General features: G+C 68.6%; 21 protein-coding genes and 1 pseudogene. 12 read left to right on the top strand and 10 right to left on the bottom strand.

Going from position 1 to position 20,723, the window contains the following annotated elements; genetic code table 11:
* The first annotated feature begins 15 nt into the window (after nt 1-15).
* The 8 genes from CFB34_RS00630 to CFB34_RS00595 all read left to right on the top strand — a co-directional run bounded on the left by CFB34_RS00630 (nt 16) and on the right by CFB34_RS00595 (nt 8,274).
* Nucleotides 16-1,314 (top strand): MFS transporter, encoded by a 1,299-nt coding sequence (locus CFB34_RS00630; protein WP_089443166.1) that lies wholly within the window; start codon nt 16-18, stop codon nt 1,312-1,314.
* A gap of 119 nt (nt 1,315-1,433) precedes the next feature.
* Nucleotides 1,434-2,495, top strand: a complete 1,062-nt coding sequence (locus CFB34_RS00625; protein WP_089443165.1) for a porin — start codon at nt 1,434-1,436, stop codon at nt 2,493-2,495.
* Between the two features lie 39 nt (nt 2,496-2,534).
* Nucleotides 2,535-2,918 carry a BON domain-containing protein gene (locus CFB34_RS00620; RefSeq protein ID WP_089443164.1) on the top strand — a complete coding sequence of 128 codons (384 nt, stop codon included), beginning with the start codon at nt 2,535-2,537 and terminating at the stop codon, nt 2,916-2,918.
* Nucleotides 2,919-3,362: 444 nt separating this feature from the next.
* Complete coding sequence (locus CFB34_RS00615; RefSeq protein ID WP_242808622.1) at nt 3,363-4,433, top strand: porin; 1,071 nt, start codon at nt 3,363-3,365, stop codon at nt 4,431-4,433.
* 39 nt (nt 4,434-4,472) lie between these two features.
* The gene (locus CFB34_RS00610) at nt 4,473-4,721 is read left to right on the top strand and encodes a DUF3311 domain-containing protein (RefSeq protein WP_242808530.1); all 249 of its coding nucleotides are present in this window, start codon (nt 4,473-4,475) and stop codon (nt 4,719-4,721) included.
* Nucleotides 4,718-6,196: a sodium:solute symporter gene (locus tag CFB34_RS00605; RefSeq protein ID WP_089443162.1), complete on the top strand. Its 1,479-nt coding sequence runs from the start codon at nt 4,718-4,720 to the stop codon at nt 6,194-6,196. Before CFB34_RS00610 ends, CFB34_RS00605 begins: the two co-directional genes overlap by 4 nt.
* A gap of 56 nt (nt 6,197-6,252) precedes the next feature.
* Nucleotides 6,253-7,725 carry an amidohydrolase family protein gene (locus CFB34_RS00600; protein ID WP_089443161.1) on the top strand — a complete coding sequence of 491 codons (1,473 nt, stop codon included), beginning with the start codon at nt 6,253-6,255 and terminating at the stop codon, nt 7,723-7,725.
* Nucleotides 7,726-7,809: 84 nt separating this feature from the next.
* A complete protein-coding gene (locus CFB34_RS00595; protein WP_089443160.1) occupies nt 7,810-8,274 on the top strand; it encodes an Ivy family C-type lysozyme inhibitor in 465 nt (154 codons plus the stop codon).
* Between the two features lie 145 nt (nt 8,275-8,419).
* Here the strand turns inward: CFB34_RS00595 and CFB34_RS00590 are convergent, their stop codons facing one another.
* On the bottom strand, nt 8,420-8,941 hold the full coding sequence (locus CFB34_RS00590) for a GNAT family N-acetyltransferase (RefSeq protein ID WP_089443159.1): 522 nt from the start codon (nt 8,939-8,941) through the stop codon (nt 8,420-8,422).
* Between the two features lie 203 nt (nt 8,942-9,144).
* Here CFB34_RS00590 and CFB34_RS00585 point away from each other — a divergent pair, with 203 nt between their 5' ends.
* The gene (locus tag CFB34_RS00585) at nt 9,145-9,528 is read left to right on the top strand and encodes a hypothetical protein (protein ID WP_089443158.1); all 384 of its coding nucleotides are present in this window, start codon (nt 9,145-9,147) and stop codon (nt 9,526-9,528) included.
* Nucleotides 9,529-9,582: 54 nt separating this feature from the next.
* On the opposite strand, the gene CFB34_RS00580 is transcribed toward CFB34_RS00585, so the two are convergent.
* The 4 genes from CFB34_RS00580 to CFB34_RS00565 form a co-directional block, all read right to left on the bottom strand.
* Entirely contained in the window at nt 9,583-10,071 is a 489-nt protein-coding gene (locus CFB34_RS00580; protein ID WP_089443157.1) for a RidA family protein, read from the bottom strand.
* 275 nt (nt 10,072-10,346) lie between these two features.
* Nucleotides 10,347-11,117 (bottom strand): ABC transporter substrate-binding protein, encoded by a 771-nt coding sequence (locus CFB34_RS00575; protein WP_089443156.1) that lies wholly within the window; start codon nt 11,115-11,117, stop codon nt 10,347-10,349.
* Between the two features lie 142 nt (nt 11,118-11,259).
* A complete protein-coding gene (locus tag CFB34_RS00570; protein ID WP_089443155.1) occupies nt 11,260-12,489 on the bottom strand; it encodes a cyanate transporter in 1,230 nt (409 codons plus the stop codon).
* A gap of 196 nt (nt 12,490-12,685) precedes the next feature.
* The gene (locus CFB34_RS00565; protein ID WP_089443154.1) at nt 12,686-13,543 is read right to left on the bottom strand and encodes a helix-turn-helix transcriptional regulator; all 858 of its coding nucleotides are present in this window, start codon (nt 13,541-13,543) and stop codon (nt 12,686-12,688) included.
* Nucleotides 13,544-13,638: 95 nt separating this feature from the next.
* Here CFB34_RS00565 and CFB34_RS00560 point away from each other — a divergent pair, with 95 nt between their 5' ends.
* Nucleotides 13,639-14,532: an SDR family oxidoreductase gene (locus tag CFB34_RS00560; protein ID WP_089443153.1), complete on the top strand. Its 894-nt coding sequence runs from the start codon at nt 13,639-13,641 to the stop codon at nt 14,530-14,532.
* Nucleotides 14,533-14,587: 55 nt separating this feature from the next.
* Here the strand turns inward: CFB34_RS00560 and CFB34_RS00555 are convergent.
* The 4 genes and pseudogenes from CFB34_RS00555 to CFB34_RS00540 all read right to left on the bottom strand — a co-directional run.
* A pseudogene (locus CFB34_RS00555) lies at nt 14,588-14,719 on the bottom strand (zinc-binding dehydrogenase); the annotation flags it as partial.
* The gene (locus CFB34_RS00550) at nt 14,718-16,097 is read right to left on the bottom strand and encodes an FAD-containing oxidoreductase (RefSeq protein WP_089443152.1); all 1,380 of its coding nucleotides are present in this window, start codon (nt 16,095-16,097) and stop codon (nt 14,718-14,720) included. The gene CFB34_RS00550 and the pseudogene CFB34_RS00555, both read right to left, overlap by 2 nt.
* Nucleotides 16,098-16,305: 208 nt before the next feature.
* Nucleotides 16,306-16,884 carry a hypothetical protein gene (locus CFB34_RS00545; RefSeq protein ID WP_089443151.1) on the bottom strand — a complete coding sequence of 193 codons (579 nt, stop codon included), beginning with the start codon at nt 16,882-16,884 and terminating at the stop codon, nt 16,306-16,308.
* A gap of 48 nt (nt 16,885-16,932) precedes the next feature.
* Nucleotides 16,933-17,397 (bottom strand): GNAT family N-acetyltransferase, encoded by a 465-nt coding sequence (locus tag CFB34_RS00540; RefSeq protein WP_089443150.1) that lies wholly within the window; start codon nt 17,395-17,397, stop codon nt 16,933-16,935.
* 150 nt (nt 17,398-17,547) lie between these two features.
* Here CFB34_RS00540 and CFB34_RS00535 point away from each other — a divergent pair, with 150 nt between their 5' ends.
* Nucleotides 17,548-18,186 carry a LysE family translocator gene (locus tag CFB34_RS00535; protein ID WP_069252865.1) on the top strand — a complete coding sequence of 213 codons (639 nt, stop codon included), beginning with the start codon at nt 17,548-17,550 and terminating at the stop codon, nt 18,184-18,186.
* A gap of 97 nt (nt 18,187-18,283) precedes the next feature.
* On the opposite strand, the gene CFB34_RS00530 is transcribed toward CFB34_RS00535, so the two are convergent.
* A complete protein-coding gene (locus CFB34_RS00530; RefSeq protein ID WP_089443149.1) occupies nt 18,284-19,495 on the bottom strand; it encodes a hypothetical protein in 1,212 nt (403 codons plus the stop codon).
* Between the two features lie 452 nt (nt 19,496-19,947).
* On the opposite strand from CFB34_RS00530, the gene CFB34_RS00525 reads away from it, so the two are divergent.
* On the top strand, nt 19,948-20,718 hold the full coding sequence (locus CFB34_RS00525) for a DUF3348 domain-containing protein (protein ID WP_089443148.1): 771 nt from the start codon (nt 19,948-19,950) through the stop codon (nt 20,716-20,718).
* Nucleotides 20,719-20,723 lie beyond the last annotated feature (5 nt).

Here is a 20,723-nt window from a genome sequence, read left to right as displayed (position 1 = left end):
ACTCAGGAGACAGCCATGACGAATGGTGCGCAGTACCGCCCCGGACGGGCGTGGTCCATCGCGACGATGCTCGCGCTGATGATGCTGGTGAATTTTCTCGACAAGGTCGTGCTCGGCCTCGTGTCGGTGCCGATGATGCGCGACCTGCATCTGAGCCCGACGCAGTTCGGCGTGATCGGCGGCAGCCTCAACTGGCTGTTCGCGGTCGCGGCGGTCGCAGGCGGTATCGCCGCGAACCGCTGGCCCGCGAAATGGCTGCTGTTCGCGATGGCGGCCGCATGGGCGCTGCTGCAACTGCCGATGCTCGCCGCGAGCTCGATCTGGGTCGTCATCGCGTGCCGCGTGCTGCTCGGCATCGGCGAAGGGCCCGCATCGCCGGTCGCGACGCACGCGATCTACAAATGGTTTCCCGATACACGGCGCAATCTCCCGGTCGCGCTGCTGCACCAGGGCAGCGCGCTCGGCCTGCTGATCGCGGGGCTCGCGATTCCGGTCGTCACGTCGCACTGGGGCTGGCGCGCGAACTTCGCGGTGCTGGCGGTGCTCGGGGCCGTGTGGTGCATCGCGTGGGCGGTGCTCGGCGAGGAGGGCACGCTGTCGCGCGGCCCGCGCGCGGCCGGCGGCGAACGCGTGCCGTACGGGCGGCTGCTCACCGACCGCACGGTGCTCGGCAACTTCCTCGGCCACTTCGCGGCGAACTGGATTCTCGCGATGACGCTCACGTGGATGCCGACCTACCTGCAGCTCGGGCTCGGCTTCGGGCCGCACGAGGCGGGGCGCATGTTCGCGCTGTTCGTCGCGGTCACGTCGCCGCTCAGTCTCGCGCTGGCCTGGCTGTCGCAAACCTTGCTCGCGCGCGGCATGCCGTCACGCCACGGGCGCGGCACGTTCATCGCGGTCACGCTCGCGATCGCCGGCGCGATGCTGGCCATGCTGCCGGTGCCGGAGCTGCCGCGCGCGGCGAAGCTCGTGCTGCTGACGCTCGGCAGCGGCCTTACGCTGACGATGTACTCGATCGGCCCCGCGATGCTCGCCGAGGTGACGCCGGATGCCCAGCGCGGCGGCGTGCTCGCGCTCAGCAACGGCTTCGCATCGCTCGCGGGCCTCGGCGCGCCGGTCGTCACCGGGATGCTGATCGAGGCGAGCGGCGCGTCGGTCGCGCGCGGCTTCGAACAGGCGAGCGTCGTGTGCGGCGTCGTGCTGATCGCCTGCGGCGTGTTCGCCGCCTGGTGCCTCGATCCGCAGCGGTCGCTGCGGCGCCTCGCGGGCGACACGGAGCGTGCCGCGCCGACGGTCGGCGCGTGCGGCCGCTAGCGCTTGCCGCGCACATCGCATTGCATCGCATTCGGCGTACGGCCTGCCAGTCGGGCCGCGGCGCCTTTCGACGGGAGCAGTACCACGACACGCCGCGCGATGACGCGGCAGGAGGAGACATGAAGAAGATGGTCGCGGCGGCGCTGATCGGCGCGCTGTGGGGGAGCGCGCATGCGCAGTCGAGCGTGACGCTGTTCGGCCAGGTCGGCGGCGGCGTGCGATGGGTCAACGGGCAACAGGGCGGCAGCCAGGTCGGCTTCAACGGCACCAACATCATTGCCGGCAACGAGTTCGGGATACGCGGCAAGGAGGATCTGGGCGGCGGCACGACCGCGCTGTTCGTGCTCGACGGTGCGTACAACACCGGCACCGGCGCGTTGAAGACGCCGGGCACGCTGTTCTCGCAGGCCGCCTATGTCGGCGTGTCGGGCGCGTTCGGGCGATTCACGTTCGGCCGCCAGTTCAATGCGGCCGAGGATCTCGGCATCGCGCTCGATCCGCTCGGCGGGCGCGGGCAATCGCTGACAGTGGAGCCGGGCGTGCAGTTCGTGGGCAATTTCTTCACGCTCGACTCGCGCTTCAACAACACGATCAAGTATCTCGGCCAGGCGGGCGGCCTGCGGTTCGGCGCGAGCTATTCGCCGGGCGGCGTCGCGGGCAACACGCGTGCCGGCACGAATTTCTCGGCGGCGGCAATGTACTCGTTCGCGAACGTGATGGGCGGCGCGTCCTATTCGAAGACGTACAGCGCCGACGGCACGCAATCCGCGCAGACGATCCAGACGGGCGGCACGCTGCAGTTCGGGCCCGCGCGCCTGTATGCCAGCTACGCGTCGCTGGCCGTGACCGCACAACGCGCCGGCGCGCCGACGCGACACGATGATATCCCGTCGCTCGCGCTGCTCGTGCAGCCGACGCCGCGCCTGCAGTTTTCCGCAGCCGGCTTCTACGACATCGCACGCCGCATCGGCAACGTCCCGGGCGCGGACGGCAACAAGCTGACGGTCTACGCGGTTGCCGAGTACTTTCTGTCGAAGCGCACAGAGCTGTATGTCGAACTCGATCGCAACGGCATGACGGGCGCTTATATGCGCGACCCCGTGACGCGCGCCGCGTTGGGTTTGCGGCCAGGTGCGAGCGCAACGACCGGCGTGACGCTCGGGATGATGACGCGCTTCTGAACGCCGCGTCTTTCTCATTCTACGAAAAGAGGAATCCTCATGAACATCCTGAAGAAGTCCGTTGCGTACAACATGCTGGCGATCGCAGCGTGTTGTACCGCCCTGACGCCGGCGTTGGCGCAATCGGACGCGCCAGCCGGGCCGTCATCCGCGCCGGTTGCCGCTGCCGCGCCGGCGGCATCGGTCGTCAAGCAGCGCAAGGCGGCCGACCGCAAGCTGATGCGGCGCGTGAGCGCGGCACTGGCCCGCACGCAGGGGCTGAATGCGACGCGCGTGCTCGTGCGCGTGCGAGACGGTGTCGTGACGCTCGCCGGGTCGGTGTCCGACACGGGCCAGGCTGCGCTGGCGGCCGAGGCGGCGCGGGGCGTCGACGGCGTCGTGTCGGTCGTGAACCAGTTACGGATCGACAGCCAGCCGTTGTGACGCGTACGGCTCGGGCTCACGGCCCGAGCGGTCGGTGCCCGAGCGCATGCCGTTGCGCGCATCGCACGGGCTATCCGGGAAAACCGCATAGGCGCATCACGCGTCGCCGTTTCGTCAGCTTGCTTACGCAAGCCATTCATGTCTGAGTAAAGCGCGCCATGTCCAGCGGACACGCGCGCTTTCGTTTGTCTTGCAGCGGCGCGCCGTCCCCGCTCGTTTCCTCGTCATTCGATTTTCAACTGCCGCTCAGTTGAACATTTCATTTCTTGATGTGATTGCGGCTGGATACCATCCAGCGACTGTCTATACAACCCGATCGGCGCGTATGGGCGGGCTCAAAAAAAACACAACACATCGATGAACAGGTTTGGAGCGGAGAAGACGGAGATGGTGAGAATCAAAGGTGGGAAGGCGGGCGCCGCAGGCGTGGGCGCAGCGGTGGTCATGCTGTTTGCCGGCGCCGCGCACGCGCAGTCGACGGTGACGCTGTACGGGATCGTCGACGCGGGCGTGACCTACACGAACAACGCGAAGGGCCACGCATTGTGGCAATTCACCGGCGGCAACGAATCGGGCCCGCGCTGGGGCTTGATCGGCACCGAGGATCTCGGCGGCGGCCTGAAGGCGAACTTCCGTCTCGAAAACGGCTTCAACGTCGCGAACGGCGCGCTCGGGCAGGGCGGCCGGATGTTCGGGCGGTCTGCGTGGGTCGGCCTGAGCGGCGCGAACTGGGGCGCGGTGACGCTCGGCCGCCAGTACAACTCGACGCAGGACATCCTCGGCTCGCTGCAGATGAGCAGCTTCCTCGCGCAGTACTCGACGCACCCGTTCGACAACGACGACATCAACAACACGTTCCGCACCAACAACGCGGTGAAGTATGTGTCGCCGACGATCGCGGGCCTGCAGGCGAACCTCGTGTACGGCTTCTCCAACTCGACCGGCTTCGCGAACGACAACAGCTGGAGCGCGGGCGTCACGTACGTGGACGGGCCGCTCAACGCGGGCGCCGCGTATGCGCGCGTGAACCATCCGGCGGTCAGCACGAGCGGCGCCGTTGCTTCGGACAACTACTATCCGGCGTCGGCATCGGTGTTCGGCGCGAGCCTCGGGAACGCGATCCGCCAGCAGATCTGGGGCGCGGGCGGCAGCTACGCGATCGGGCCGGCCACGCTCGGCCTGCTGTACACGGGCTCGAACTTCGGGCAGGCGACGGGCGGTGCGCTGCGCTTCAACAACTACGAAGGCAGCCTGCGCTACCTGATCACGCCGGCGCTGATGGCCGCGGCCGGCTACACCTATACGCAGGTCGCGCGCGCCAGCGACAGCGGCCACTATCACCAGGTATCGGCCGGCATGCAGTACCTGCTGTCCAAGCGCACCGACGTGTACGTGAACGGCTTCTACCAGAAGGCGTCGTCGGGTATCGGCCGGGCGTGGATCGACGGCACCGACAGCGCGTCGTCGACGACGTCGCAGGTGGCGGTGGTGGTCGGCATCCGCCAGAAGTTCTGATGTTCTGACGCATACGCGCGTCTTCCGGAGGAGGCACTCATGAAACTCAAACTGTTGCTGGCGGCGTTGCCGTTCGTCGGAATGTATGCGGGCGGCTCGCTCGCCGAGGTGCGGCCGCTGCTGTTCGGGCTGCCGTTCCTGCTCGTCTGGAACCTGGTCTGGATGGCGGCCACCGCCGCGATCCTCGCGATCCTGTTCCATCTCGATGAACGCGATGAACGCGATGAACGCGACGAGCGCGATGAACGCGCCACGGCCCGCGCCGGCCGCCCGGGAGACGCGCGATGAACGCATCGATCCTCATCATCGCGGCGTTCGCCGTGTTCGCGCTCGCGATCGGCGTGATGGCGCGCCGCGGCCGCAAGCTCACGCTCGAGCAGTGGGCCGTCGGCGGCCGCGGCTTCGGCTCGCTGCTCACGTTCCTGCTGATGGCCGGCGAGGCGTTCTCGACCTTCTCGTTCCTCGGCGCGAGCGGCTGGACCTACAGCAAGGGCGTGCCCGCGTTCTACATCCTGTCGTATGGCTGCCTCGCGTTCGTGATCGGCTACTGGATGCTGCCGGCGATCTGGCGTTACGCGAAGGCGCGCGGGCTCGTGTCGTTCGCCGACTATTTCGCGGCGAAGTACGACAGCCGCGCGATCGGCGTGCTGGTGTCGGTCGTCGCGGTGTTCTCGATGGTGTCGCTGCTGATGATCCAGTTGCGCGGGCTCGGCGTGATCGTGTCGGAGATGTCGTACGGGCTGATTCCGCAAGCGGCCGCGATCTGGATCGCCGCGACGCTGATGGCCGTGTACATGGTCGTGTCGGGCATCCACGGCTCGGCGAGCATCGCGATCTTCAAGGACGTGCTGATCCTCGCGATCGCGATCTTCCTCGGGCTGTACCTGCCGATGCATTACTACGGCGGCCTCGGCGCGATGTTCGCGAAGCTCGATGCCGCGCATCCCGAACTGCTGCGCATGCCCGAGCACGGCTTCAACCTGAGCTGGTACAACTCGACGATCCTGCTCACGTCGCTCGGCTACTACCTGTATCCGCACGGCTTCACCGCGATCTACGTCGCGAAGGACGAGCGCGCGCTGCGCCGCAACGTGATCCTGATGCCGCTGTACCAGGTGCTGATCGCGTTCCTGTTCCTCGTCGGCTTCGCGGCCGTGATGATCGTGCACGGGCTCGAAGGCGCGCAGGCCGATCTCGCGCTGCTGCGGCTCGTGAAGCAGACGTTTCCTGCATGGTTCGTCGGCATCGTCGGCGGCACGGGCCTGCTGACCGCGCTGGTGCCGGGTTCGCTGATCATGCTGAACGCGTCGACGACGATCGCGCGCAACATCTACCGCGAAGGTTTCGCGCCGAACGCGACCGACCGCGAGGTGACGCGCGTCGCGCGGATCGCGCTGCCGATCTTCACGCTGGTGGTCGTCTACTTCGTGCTGCGCGGCGGCGCGACGTTCGTCACGCTCGCGATCTTCTCGTCGAGCCTGCTCACGCAACTCGTGCCGATGCTCGCATCGAGCTTCCTGAAGCGGCCGTTCGGCACGCGCGAAGGCGCGTTCGCGGGGATCGCCGCCGGCGCGATCGTGATCGCGATGACGAACACCTATGGCGTGACGCTCGCGTCGCTGTTCCCGCGCGCGCCGAACACGCTGACGTCGATCAACCCCGGGCTCGTCGCGCTCGCGGTGAATGCGGTGGTGTTCGTCGTGATCAGCGCGGGGCAGCGCAGGCTGAAGGCGCGGGTTGCTGCGCCGGTCGGTTCCGCGTGACGACTGGACGGCTGGGCGGCAATGACATCAATCGAACGACAACAGGACACTATGCGATGACGACCGAGGACAACCGAGCGGACAACCGCGAAGCGATCGACACGCTGATCGCGAACGGCTGCGTGATCACGATGGACCCGCAGCGGCGCGTGATCGAGCATGGCGCGGTCGCCGTGAAGGGCGATCGGATCGTCGCCGTGGGCGGCACCGACGAACTGCAGGCGCGCTACCGCGCCGCACGCACGATCGACGCGCGCCGCAAGGCCGTGCTGCCGGGCCTGATCGATGCGCATGCGCATGCGGGCCACGCGATGCTGCGCACGATCGGCGGCGCGGACGGCGATGCATGGTCGGCCGCGGCCGAGACGATCTACACGCGTGCGTCCGACGAGGCGTTCTGGGAGACCGAATCGCACCTGGCCGCGCTCGAGCGGCTGAAGGCCGGGGTGACGACGGGCGTGTCGCTGCTCGGCGGCGGCAACTCGATCATGCGCGTCGACGATCCGGTCTATGCACGGCGCCATTGCGATGCGGTCGTGCGCACCGGTACGCGCTCGATCGTCGCGGTCGGCCCGTCGCGGCCGCCCGCGCCGCGTGCTTACACGCGCCACACGCCGGACGGCAGCGACACGCGCGACATCGACTTCGACACGATGTACGCGGTGTGCCAAAGCATCATCGACGAATGCCACGGCGATGCCGACGGCCGGATCCGCATCGCGCTCACGCTGCCCGTGTACGGGCCCGAGCACGACCCCGAACTCGCGCGGTACGAACGCGACTTCCGCGACCAGGCCGCGCGTTACGGCGCGCTGGCGCGCGAGCGCGGGCTGACGTTCACGCAGGACGGCCACCGCGCGGGCACGCTCGCGTTCGCGCACCGCGAGCTGGGCTTGCTCGGCCCGACGTCGTTCATGTCGCACAGCATCGACCTGACCGACGACGACATCGCGGCATGCGTCGAGACGGGCACCGCGATCGTCCACAACCCGAGCGCGATCATGTCGATCATCGGTCGCTGCCCGGTGCCCGAGCTGATCGATGCGGGCGTGACGGTGGCGATCGCGTCGGACGGCGCGGCGCCCGATCGCGGCTACGACATGTTCCGCCACATGTGGCAGTGCATGCATTACCACCGCCGGCATTTCCGCGACCCGGACGTGTTGCCGCACGGCAAGGTGCTGGAGATGGTGACGATCGACGCGGCGAAGGCGCTGTCGGTCGATCACGAAGTCGGTTCGCTCGAAGCGGGCAAGCTTGCCGACGTCATCCTCGTCGACCTGTTCCGGCCGCACATGATGCCGATGAACATGCCGGTGTATCGCGTGACGTGCTTCGCGAACGCGGCCGACGTGTGCATGACGATGGTCGGCGGAAGGGTGCTGATGGAGGATCGGCGCGTGTTGTCGGTCGATGAGCAGGCGATTCTCGAACGGGTGAACGAAGTCGCGGCACTCACGATCGAGCGCAGCGGGTTGCGTCACCTGCTCGACGAGCCGAAGACGCTGTGGGGGCGCAGCCGCTATTGACTGACAAAAATTGACATGACGGGACGAACTCGTGTCGGTTTTGTGGCGACTAAGGAATCGTCACATCGATAGGAGTATGGATAAATGAACGTCAGGATGCGTCTTGCCGCTGCCGCACTGATCCTCGCCCAGGCCGCATGGGCCGCGGGCCCCGCGCCGACGAAAACCTGGACGATGAGCGCGATCCCCGGCGATCGCGCGGCGAGCGATGCATTCGCCGCGATGAAGAAAGGCCACGCGGTGCCGGCATGGGTGACGAACGGCACCGAATCGCCGGCGACCACCGTCGTGTTCGGCGGGCACGACGTTTACGTGATGACGGCCTGCAAGCCGCACAACTGCGGGACGGAGCGCGTCGCGGTGCTGTACGACCCGCAGAAGAAGGTGATGTACGGTGTGCTGTCCGTCGCAAGCCCGAAGGAGGGCGCCGAGAAGCTGACGTGGCTCAATATCGGCGGCGGTAGCGAATCGATCGACGGACGGACGATTCTGTATGCGGCACTGACGGGCAGTCTCGAGAACCACCCGGACGCGTTCAATTACAAGTGATGCCGGCCGATTGACGGTCAGTCATGCATCAATCGCCGTCGCTGCCCGAACGGGGCGACCGAAGTGAAGCAGGGGCGTCGCGCGATCCTACGCGACGCCCTTTTTCTTTTGCCAGCGCGCCTCGGTCGGCATGCCGCTACGAAGGTCAGCGACGGTAGATGAACTCCAGGTCGGTCGCTTCCCCGACCTTGAAATCGTACGTGCCGACGCGCTTGAACCCGGCTTTCTCGTAGAAGGCGATGGCCTTCGCGTTGCCGGACCACACGCCCAGCCACACCGGGCCGGGGCGTTCCGTGGCCAGATAGTCCAGTGCGGAATCGAACAATGCGCGCCCGGCACCGGTCCCTTGCGTGCCGCGCCGAAGGTAGATCTGATGGATCTCCCCGGCACCGTCGGTAACCTCCGGGTGCGGGAGCTTGCATGGCCCTGCGTGCGCATACCCTACCAGCCGGCCGTCGTCGCTTTCGGCGACCCACGTGCGGCACTGGGGATCGTTGAGCTGGCCCGTGACCGTTTCCACCGAGTAGGTCTGGGTTTCGTACGCAGCCAGATCGTGCGGCGGGTAGTCGATATTGAATCCGTCATGCAGAAAGGTTTCGCGAAACGTGTCGCGCTTCAGTTCGGCGAGCGGGATGGCATCGGACGGCATGGCAACGCGGATCAACATGGAGGATGGCTGGGTTCGTGGATCGGGCCGACAGTTTATCCCGGCTGACGAACGGCTTGCGAGCGCCGGGTCGACCTGCGTGTAAGCCGTATCAAGGGCGTATGAGCCCGCACCTGATCAACCGCAAGGCAATCCCGCCGATGCCGGTGGTTGACCGCCGACGGACATGCTAGGATTTCCGACAAACAACTTCGGAGACTGCCATGCCGTTCATCTGCGAAAACGTTGCATGCCGCGCCGTGCTGGCTCGCGGGCAGGTCAGGCCCCATCAAGAGGACGCGGGGTGGTGCTTCCACTGCCCGGACTGCAACACCCGGAACGAGTTGATGTACGTCGACGTGGCCGGCGGCGGCGTCGAACTGGTTCAGCCGGAGCGTGCCAGCCCGCCGCACAAGGTGGTGGCGACGGCCCGGCCGTTGCAGGACGGCAAATACGCCGCGGAGTTGAGCGTGCAGCGGGCGCTCGCCGTGAAGGGAACGTACGCGGCCGAAGAACACTGGGATGAACTCGGTGTGTTCGGCGACGCGCAGGAAGCCGTCGCGCACGCGAAGTCGTTCGCCACCGACCTGTTGCAGCGAGCGGCGTAGTCGCTCCGTACGACGCTGACGGGTCGTGCCTGTCGCGATCGCTCGCGACAGGCGTCACGGCTTGTCGAGCACGGCGATACAGTCGATTTCGACGAGAAAGTCGGGATTCGGCAATGACGCCACGATGGCGGTACTTCGGGTCGGGAATTTCCCGGCCTGGAAGTATCCCGCGTAAATGCGGTTCATCTCCTTGAAGTCTTCCCGGCGCACCAGCATCACATCCACCTTCACCACGCGGTCCCATCCTGTGCCTGCGGCCTTGAGGATGCCCGTGACGTTCTCCATCGCCTGGGTCATCTGCCTGGTGAAATCGCCGACGGCGAGCTTGCCGTTTCGGTCATAAGCGGGAATCCCCGAAACGAACACAAGATTGCCGGCTTTGATGGCCGGGGCGAGTGGTACGGGGATCACGTACTGATCGGGGGGCTGCACATATTCCAGCGGTGTCCGAGCGGAAGCGGCTTGCTGACCCATCGGTGTCGCGCAGCCGTCCAGAAGGAGGCCGGATCCGACGAGTCCGGCAACAAGGAAGGGCGTTCGCATCGTGTTCTCTCCCGGGATCGGTCCAGTGCGCGATCCGGCAGTGGGCACGCTGCGAGACAGCGGATCGTGAACTCCTCCAGACAGTTTAGGAAATCGAAGTACAAAGGGTTAGGTTTCCCGCGCGGGAGGGTGCCGTACCGGGAGAAGGGGGCGGCCGGTGCTCCGTTTGTCCTACGAAAGGCGGCTGGCGATCGGCATCGACGGGTCGAGGAAATTATGCAGGGGCGTCGTGCATTCGTGTACGACACCCCTTCGCGTTGCCTCGTTCGTTCCCGTCAGTTGTAGATGTCGAACGAAAAATACTTCTTCGCGATCCGCTGGTACGTCCCGTCCTGGATCAGGCTCGCCAGCGCCTGGTTGATCTGCGTGCGCAGCGCGTCGTCATCCTTGCGCACGCCGATCGCCGAACCCACGCCGAGCGTCTTCGGATCATGCAGCGGCGGCCCCGCGAATTCGAAGTTCGCGCCCTTCGCGGTTTTCAGGAAACCGAGGTCGGCCTGCACCGACGATTGCAGCGACGCGTCGAGCCGCCCCGACAGCAGGTCCTGGTAGACGAGATCCTGCGTCTGGTACGTGCGGACGATCACGCCCTTCGGCTCCCAGTACGTGCGCGCATAGGTTTCCTGCGTCGAACCCTGCTCGACGCCGACGCTCTTGCCCTGCAGCGATTCGGGCGTCGGCTGCAGGTTCGAGCCGCGCCGCGCGACGAGCCGGGGCGGCACGTTGTCGATCTTGTCCGTGAATGCGATCTGCGCGAGGCGCTTCTCGGTCACGCTCATCGACGACAGCACGCCGTCGAACTTGCGCGCCTTCAGCGCGGGGATCATCCCGTCGAACGCGTTCTCGACCCACACGCAGCGCACCTTCATCCGTTCGCAGATCGCATTGCCGAGATCGATGTCGAAGCCGACGAGCTTGCCGTCGGGCGCGAGCGATTCGAACGGCGCATAGCTGGGGTCGACGCCGAGGCGCAGCACAGCCGGGTCTTTCGCGGCGGCGGCGCCGGCCGTCAGCGCGAGCGCGACGGCCAGAACGAGCTTTTTCATGTCTGTCTCCAATACCGATTGATGTTGTTTGTCGTGAAGCGAACCAGCGGCCGTCGGGCGTGACTGCCCGCGCCCGGCCATGCGCGGGCGGCGGGACGTTGCGCCGGCAGCGGCCGGCGAAACGTCCGGATTCGAAGGGGCGTTAGCGGGCGGCGCCGGTGATGCGCAGCATGCTGTGCCGGTAGCCGGCGGGCGCGAACGCGGCGTTCAGCGCGGCCATCGCGGCGATCACGCCGAGATGCATCCACCACGCGATCGCGAAGCCGCCGCCCGCGTCGCGCAGCCAGCCGATCAGCCAGGGGCTGGCCGCGACGGTCAGGAAGCCGATGCCCTGCACGAACGCGGCGAGCGCGCCGGCGAGCCGGGCATCGGGCAGGTGGTCGAGGGTGACGATCAGGCTCATCGAGAAGAAGCCGCCGAGACCGAGGCCGACGCTCGCGACCCAGAGCCATGGCGCGAGCGCGGGCAGCGTCGCGAACCCGATGAAGCCGGCCGCCTGCAGCGCGAGCGTGAGCCACAGCACGGCGCGGCGGTCGGGCGAGCGTTTTGCGAGCATCGGCATCGCGAGCGCGCCGGTCGCCTGGAACAGCGCCATCCACGCGAGCAGGTTGCCGCTCGCTTGCGGGCTCATGCCGATGCCGCGGTAGAACGCGGGCAGCCACGCGACGAGGCTGGCGTAGCCGCTGTTGCTGAGCCCGAAGAACAGCGCGAGCTGCCACGCGCGCGGAATGCGGATGAACGCGGTGAGCGGAGCCGATACGGCCGTCGCGCGCACGGCGTCGCGCGGCGCCTTCGCCCGCCACAGCGCGAGCGTGACGAGCGCGGGTACGGCCCACACGGCGAGCGCGAGATGCCAGCCGCCGTGCGCGGCGAGCCACGGGCTCGCGACCGCGCCGAACGCGCCGCCGCCGACCAGCGCGGCCGAGTAGAGGCCCATCGCGAGCGGCAGCCGGTCGACGAACCAGCGTTTCGCGAGGCCGGGCACGAGCGCCTGGATCACGGCGACGCCGGCGCCCGCGACGATCGCGGTGCCGATCAGGCCGGCGCTGCCGTCGGTCCACAGGCGCACCGTGCAGCCTGCCGCGATCAGCGCCAGCGCGACGCTCAGCGCGCGCTGCTCGCCCACGCGCCGCGCGAGCCCGACGCCGACTCCGGCGACGACACCCATCAGCACGAACGGCAGCGTGGTCAGCAGCGCGGCCGCGCGAAAGCCGAGGCCCGTGTCGGCGCGCACGACGTCGAGCACCGGGCCGAACGCGGTCAGGAACGGACGCAGGTTGAGGCCGGCCAGCACCAGCAGCGCGAGCGCGCCATAGGACACGGAAGCCGCATGCGGGCGGGGGACGGCTTGCGCGGTGCCGGGGTCGGACATCGGAATGCTCCAGGGAGGGGCCGGTGGCCCTGTGATGCGATGCCGAAAGGGTAAGCGCGCGCTACGCCAGGTGAAAATTAAATATTCGACTGGGAATCAGTGCGGAATGCGATGGGGCGTCACGGGGCGACGGGGGCGGATGGCCGTGGCCGGCGAGACGGTTCGACGGCGCGTTCATCAGATGAAACGCGCGCCGTCATGCCACGGGCATCTGCTCGGCCAGCGCTTGTGCGCGCGCGGCCACCAGCGACCGGACGAGCGCGCGATCGGCCGCCGTTTCCGGCGTAAAGATCACGAGCGTCTGGTCGGGCCGGCCGTTCACCGCGAACGCCGAATATTCGAGCGCGATGCGCCCGACCGCAGGATGGTGGATCTCCTTGGTGCCTTCCTCGTGCGAGCGGACATCGTGGTCGCGCCACAGCGCGTCGAACTCCGCGCTCGCCGCGCGCATCTCGTCGACGAAGGCCTGAACGGCCTGCGTCGCACCGCCGCGCGCAACGTCGGCGCGAAACGCGCCCACCGCGAACCGCGCGACGCGTTCCCAGTTCGCCTGCACGCCGCGCACGTGCGGATCGACGAAGATGAGCCGCAGGATGTTGCGCCGTTGCGGCGACAGCGTCGTGTAGTCGGTCAGCGTCGCGGCTGCCGCGTCGTTCCACGCGACGACGTCCCACGTCGCCGAGCGCACGATCGCGGGGCTCGCATCGAGCGAATCGAGCACGTGCTGCACGCGCGGCGACACATGGTCGGCCGCGTGATAGCGCACTTCCGGCAGGTGGCCGACGCCGATCAGGAACAGGTGCTCGCGCTCGGCGTCGTTCAGCAGCAGCGCGCGGGCGAGCCGGTCGAGCACGTCGGCCGACGGCGCACCGCCGCGCCCCTGTTCGAGCCACGTGTACCACGCGGTGCTCACGTGCGCACGCTGGGCGACTTCCTCGCGCCGCAGGCCCGGCGTGCGGCGGCGCGTGGCCGGCAGGCCGAGCGCGGCCGGGTCGAGTTTCTCGCGGCGGGCCCGAAGGTATGCGCCGAGCAGGTTGTCGGGGGCGTCAGCCATAGCCTGTTAGTTCGTTTACCGGTAAACCGTCACGGCTTCACCGTGCACGGCGATCGACAGATAGTAAGCCTCCCTGCCATCCGGAGGTGTTGAACATGCGTGTCTTTGTTACTGGAGCGTCGGGCTTCGTCGGCGCGGCCGTCGTGGCCGAACTCATTGCTGCCGGGCACTCGGTGCTCGGCCTCGCGCGGTCCGATGCGGCCGCGTCGTCGGTCGCGGCGGCCGGTGCCGAGGTCCACCGCGGGTCGCTGGAGGATCTCGACAGCCTCACGCGCGGCGCCGAAGCCGCCGATGCGGTGATCCACACGGGATTCAATCACGACTTCTCGCGCTTCGCGCAGAACTGCGAGCTCGATCGCCGCGCGATCGAGACGATCGGTGCGGCGCTCGCGGGCTCGGCGCGGCCGCTGGTCGTCACGTCGGGCCTCGCGCTCGTCGCACCCGGGCGCGCGGCAACCGAGGACGATCCGCCCGTGCCGGTGTCGTCGACCTACCCGCGGGCGTCCGAAGCGACCGCGGCCGCGCTGGAGGCGCGCGGCGTGCATGCGTCGGTCGTGCGCCTGCCGCCGTCCGTGCACGGCGACGGTGATCACGCTTTCGTGCCGCGCCTGATCGCGTTCGCGCGGGAGAAGGGCGCGTCGGCGTACATCGGCGAAGGCGACAACCGCTGGCCGGCCGTGCACCGGCTCGACGCGGCGCGTGTGTACCGGCTCGCGATCGAGCGAGGTGCGGCCGGCGCGCGCTATCACGCGGTCGACGATACCGGCGTGCGGTTCAGGGACATCGCGGAAGTGATCGGCCGGCGGCTGAACGTGCCCGTCGTCGCGAAAACGGCGGCGGAAGCCGGCGAACACTTCGGCTGGTTCGCGATGTTCGCGGGGATGGATGCGCCGGCCACGAGCGAGCGTACGCGGGTGTCGCTCGACTGGGCGCCGACGCAGCCGGGGTTGCTGGCCGATATCGACCGGCCGCGGTATTTCGAAAGCTGAACGGCGGCGGGCATGCTGCTGTTGACAGACGAGTGGCCCGCCCGCCTCGCAACGTTCAGACCGTGGCGACGATCTTCCCGACCTGCGCGCCGGCTTCCATGTAGCGATGCGCTTCGACGATGTCGTCGAACGCGAACGTGCGATCGATCAGCGGCTTCAGCGCGCCGGCCGCCACCCGCCACCCGTCATTCGACCGGATGCAGATCCTGCAGCAACGTCGGCACGAGCTCCGACACGGTCGGGTGGATATGCATCGCACGGCTGATCGTCGTGTACGGCGCGCCGGCGGCCATCACGTCGAGCATCCCGTGCACGACTTCGTCGCCCGTCACGCCGAGGATCGACGCGCCAAGGATCGCGTGGCTGTCCGCGTCGACGATCACCTTCATGAAACCCAGGCTCTCGCCTTTTTCCACCGCGCGGCCCACGCGCGTCATCGGACGCGTGCCGACGAGCAGCCGGCGGCCGGCCTGCTTCGCTTGCGCGAGCGTCATGCCGACGCGGCCGAGCGGCGGATCGATGTACAGCGCGTACGCCGCGATGCGATCGGACACCTTGCGCGGATCGTTGTCGAGCAGGTTCGCCGCGACGATCTCGTAGTCGTTGTACGCGGTGTGCGTGAACGCGCCGCGCCCGTTGCAGTCGCCGAGCGCCCAGATGCCGGGCACGTTCGTGCGCAGCTGTTCGTCGACCTCGATGTAGCCGCGCGCGTCGGTCGCGACGCCCGCGCGGTCGAGCCCGAGATCGTCGGTGTTCGGCACGCGTCCGACTGCGAGCAGCAAGTGCGAGCCCGCGACCTCGCGGCCGCCGCCCGTGCAGTCGAGGCCGACCGCGATGCCGTTGCCGTTGCGCCGCGCGCTCAGGCAGGTCGCATCGAGCTGCACGTCGATCCCTTCGTTTTCGAGAATCTCGCGCACGGCCTGCGACACGTCCTCGTCCTCGCGCCGGATCAGGCGCGAACCCTGCTCGACGATCGTGACCTTCGACCCGAAGCGGCGATACATCTGGCCGAACTCGAGCCCAATGTAGCTGCCGCCGACGATCACGAGATGCTCGGGCAGGAAGTCGACGTCCATCATCGTCGAGTTGGTCAGGTACGGCACCGTGTCGAGGCCCGGCATGGCCGGCACCTGCGCGCGCCCGCCGACGTTGATGAAGATGCGCTCCGCTTCGAGTACGTCGTCGCCCACGCGCACCGTGTTGGCCTGCTCGAAGCGGGCGTGACCCTGAAACACGGTGGTGTTCGCGAGGCCGCGCACCCATTGCTCGACGCCGTGGTTCGAGCGGCCGGAGATCTGGTCCTTGCGCGCCTTCACGGCTTGCATGTCGACGGTGACGGGGCCGCCGACCGACACGCCGTATTCGCCGGCGCGCCGCGCGAGGTGCGCGGCGTACGCGCTCGCGATCAGCGTCTTGGTCGGGATGCAGCCGGTGTTCACGCAGGTGCCGCCGAAGCGGCCGCGCTCGATGATCGCGACCTTCATCCCGGCGGCGGACAGCCGCGCGGCGAGTGGCGGCCCGGCTTGACCGGTGCCGATGACGATCGCGTCGAAGTGTTGCGTCATGACGTCCTCCAGTGCGGGTGCAGCGAGGGAGCGTAGGCGGGCGAGCCGCGTGCGAGGCCGGCGCGCGGTCGCGCGACGGCGAGCGCCTATGGTAGTCCTGTTGGCGTGCGCTCGCGAGCGCGGGAGAAGCGGGATGTGACTGCGTCCGGCCGTGCCCGCGCCGGCCGGCGTGCGATGCAACCGGTTGCGGCGCGTGGCACCGGCCGCGTCAGTCCTTGCGTTTCCATTGGCCGAACGACACCGGCCGATGCGCATCGGCGCGCGTGACGGTGACGTGGTCGGGCTGGTCGTCGAGCGGGAACGATTCGGTGACGATCTGGTTCGAGAACAGCCACCCGTGCGTGTGCGGGTCGTAGCGGAACGTCACGTAGTCGCTCCAGTGCTGCCCGCACGCGACGAAGTTCTGCACGGTGAAATAGTGGCCCTTGATCGCGAAGCCGTTGTCGGCGGCATCTTCGGGATCGAACGGATCGCACTGGCCGCCTTCGTTCGCGCGCAGCACGACCTGATCGTTGCGCGCGACGAGCCGGAAGGCGTGATCCGGTTGTTCCTCGAAGATCAGCAGCGGACGCGGCGACGGCTGCTCGCGCGTATCGACCGCCCGATGCACGACGACGAGCCAGCTGTGCCGCCCGTTGTCGAGATCGGGCCCGGCGTGCGCGACGAGCGGCTGGAAGCCGGCGGGTAGCTGCACGGCGACCGATTTCGGCAGGTCGCCGGCGCGGGCGTTGAACGAAAGCGCGGCGAGCAGCGGAAGGAGCACGAACGGCAGGCGGGAAGCGCGCATCACGAGGTGTCCGGTCGAAAGGAAAAAGAGGTGCCGATGGTATGGATGTTACAAGTCCCGCCCGAGAAACGCGGTGCCCGGCACTGGATTGAACGCGACGGGCGGCGCGGGCGTGAAGCCGAGCGACGCATACAGTTTCCTGGCGGCGACGAATTCGGGCAGCACGTCAAGGCACATCCGCGCATAGCCGGCTGCCTTCGCGTCGTGGAGCAGCCGTTCGACGAGTTGGCGGCCGACGTTCAGCCCGCGCGCGTCGGGGCGCACGTAGACGCGCTTCATCTCGCACGTCGTCGCGTCGATCTCGCGGAACGCCGCACAGCCCACCGCGCGCTCGCCTTGCCACGCGAGCAGCAGCCGCCCGCGCGGCGCCGCGTACTTGCCGGGCAGCGCGGCGATCTCGGGCTCGTAGTCCTGGAAATCGAGGCTGACGGTCGGGCTCGCGATGTACTCGCGGAAGATCGCCTCGATGGCACGGGCGTCGTCGGGATAGCGGGCGGCGCGAATCTCGATCATGGGGAGCGGCGCGAATCACGGGAAAGGGGCCAGCATAGCAGCGCAAAGTTGCTTTCGGCCATGCGCGAAGCGTGCCAGAATCAGCGGCTCGACCCTCGGAAACGACACGCAGGCGCTGGCGATTCGGCGTCGCTCACCAAGGAGACTTCGATGACTGCATCGGCTGCCGTACTCGCCATCCTGGCTGCGCTGTTTCTCGGCGCGATGATTCCGGGCCCGAGCTTCGTGCTGGTTGCCCGCAATTCGATCGGGCTGTCGCGCCGCGACGGGCTGGCTACCGCGCTCGGCATGGGCATCGGCGGCATCGTGTTCGGCGGCGTCGCGCTGGCCGGGCTCTATACGCTGCTGCAGGCCGTCGAATGGCTGTACGTGGGCCTGAAGGTGGCGGGCGGCGCGTACCTGATCTACATGGCGTCGAAGATCTGGCGCGGCGCCGACCGGCCGATCGCGATGGACGATCCGCAGGCGATGGCCGGCGGCAGCGCGCGCAAGTCGTTCTGGACGGGCCTCACGACCCAGCTCAGCAATCCGAAGACGGCGATCTGGTACGGCAGCATCTTTGCGGCGCTGCTCCCGCAGCATCCGCCGCTGTGGTGCTATCTGGCGCTGCCGCCGCTCGTGTTCGGCGTCGAGTTCGGCTGGTACACGATCGTCGCGCTGTGCTTCTCCACGCGCCGGCCGCGCGAGCTCTACCTGCGCGCGAAGAAGTGGGTCGACCGCATCGCCGCCGGCGCGATCACGCTGCTCGGGCTGCGACTGATCCTGAATGCCCCGAAAGCGGGCATCTGACCGCATCTGACCGCCTCCATTCCCGATCTGCATCGCACGGTGGCCGGCCATTCCGGGGGCCCGCTGCCGGCGCGCACCGCGCGAACGCGCATCGGCATCAGGCTTCGCTGAACCGCGCCAGCAGCGCCGCGAACCGCGTGTCGTCCGGAAATGCCTTCACTTCATACCGCACCGGGCGATGCCCGGTGGCCGTCATCAGGTCGCCGCACGTGCGCAGCAGCTCGGCCATCGGCACGTAGGCGGATTGCCCCCTCGAGCCGCGATGGAGCGCGACGATATCCGTCTCGGGCAGCAGGGAAGGCACGCCGTCGCTCCATACGCCCACGCTGAACAGGCTGCCGTCCTGGCGTTTGTACACCGAGTAGGCCGCCACGAAGAGGTCGGCGCCGTTGCGCTCATGCACGTCGTTGAGCAGCATCCGCTGATCCTGGTAGTCGCCCGCGAGCTCGCCGATGCGCAGCGCATGCAGCTTCGCTTCGAGCCCGGCCGGCACGAAGCGCCGCCAGGCGGCGCCGTCCCAGCGCAGCATCAGCGGCGGCAGCGGGCGCGGCTGCGCCTGCGCCTGTTCGGCGAGGTCGACCATGGCGGCGAGCCCGGCCGGGTTGCGGTCGCCGGTGAGCAGCAGCACCGCGCGGTTCGGCGCCATCACGACCGGCGCGCCGGCGATCGGTTGCCGGTGGAGCAGGTCGGTCAGCAGCAGCCGCGCCGCGTCGTACGCGTCGTCGAATTGCGACAGGAATACCCCGTTCGGCAGCGCGGCCCACGGCGTCGACGATGCGGCCCGCAGGTTGTCGATCGCGATGTCGCAGGCTTCGTCGAACGAGACGCCCCATTGGTCGAGCGTCGCGGTCGGCAGGCGCGCGATGTTGAACTCGCCGTCGTACGCGATGCCGATCTCGAGGTTCTCGCACAGCGGCCGGAACGCCAGCGCCGTGATGCCGGGCTGCCCGGCCAGTTGCAGCGCGGCCACGCAGCGCTCGGTCGCGCTGCGGATCACGGGCCGCAGCTTCGCGCGCGCGACGGCGAAATCCGTCGGGATCTCGTGCTGCATCATCGCGTTCGCCTGGCGCTTCAGCACGGTGTCCCGCTCGGACGGCTTCGCGGCCGCGTAGTCGCGAAACAGGTTGTTCAGGTTGATGATGTTCGACGGCGCATCCGACTGGACGAGGCAGCCCTTCTCGTCCTCGTGGCGCCAGGTGCGCGTGTCGCCCGACGCGCGCAGCGTGGCGATCAGGCGTTCCGCGAAGGCCTGCGGGGTCGGCGGTTTGCCGAAACGGTCGCGCAGGCGCGTGACGAGATTGGCAAGCATCGTGTGCGGTCGGGCCGGGCCCGTCTGTTGTCGTCGTGGGTCGGTGGCGCCCGGTCTCGGCGGCGCCGCCCGCGGCCGGCTCGCATGGCTCGACGGGTGCTTTGATGGTAGTGCAACGCGGCCGGTATCGTCGGACGATATTCGCAACCGGCGGGGGGCGCGGTGGTGGGCGGCGGCGAGGCGGGGGCGGGAGGGGGAGCAGGAGTCGGGGCACGAGCAATGCCAAGGGCAGCGGCAACGGCAACGGCAACGGCAACGGCAACGGCAACGGCAAGGGCAAGGGCAATTGCCCGGCAGGACCGCCGCAGCAGCAGCCTCCAGCCGCCCGCCAAGCCTTGCGCGGCGGGCGTTCGCGTGTGTCGCCCGCCGCGCCGATCGGCGCCGCTTCCCCGATTCTGGCGGCCGACCGCCCGCCGACGTGTAAACTGCTGCCTTTTTTGACGGTTTGCAGCATGGTGCAAGCACCTCCGCGCCCGGCGCTGAGCGGCCCGGCGCTCGTCCGGTTGCTCGCGCGCCTGGCCGATGCCGACGTCGCGGAATCCCGGCAGACGCTGTCCGATCGACTGAGCCAGTGGCTCGGCTGGACCGACGCGATCACGCTGTCGTCCGCACTGAACGCGAGCCCGCCGGGCGTCGCGGCCGGCGTGCGCGGCTACGACGCGGAGCGCGACTGCGCACGCGTGCGCCACGAGCTCGCGCAGGCGATCACGGCCACCAACCGGCCGCGTGCGCGGCGCCGGCCCGGCGATCCGCCGCCGCCGGCCGCCGACACGGCCGATTTCGCGGACTTCCGCCAGCGTTATCTGACCCTGCAGCAGGACATGGAAACGGCGATCGGCCAGTTGCGCGGCCGCCTGCGGGTCGCGGTCGCCGCGCGTTCGTCCGGGATGGCGCGGCTCGCGACGCTCGACGCGATCATGGAGCGTGTGCTCGGCGCGCGCGAGCGCAGCCTGCTGTCGGCCATCCCCGCGTTGCTCGCCACCCGTTTCGGGCGGCTGCGCGACGCGGAGCGGCAGGCGCTGGCCGATGCCGAATCCGCAGCCGCAGCCGATCCGGCCGATGACGACGGCGCGGTGGTGGCCGACGCCACGGCCGTCGCGGCAATCGTGCCCGGCGCATGGCTCGATACGTTTCGCGACGAGATGCAAAGCATCCTGCTTGCCGAACTCGAAGTCCGGTTTCAAACGGTAGACGGGCTGCTCGCGGCCCTTCGCACCAGCTAATCAAC

This window comes from Burkholderia sp. HI4860 (genome assembly GCF_002223045.2).
Lineage (GTDB): Bacteria > Pseudomonadota > Gammaproteobacteria > Burkholderiales > Burkholderiaceae > Burkholderia.
Note: the sequence above shows the minus strand (reverse complement) of the source record. Positions and strands in the feature narration are given on the sequence as shown.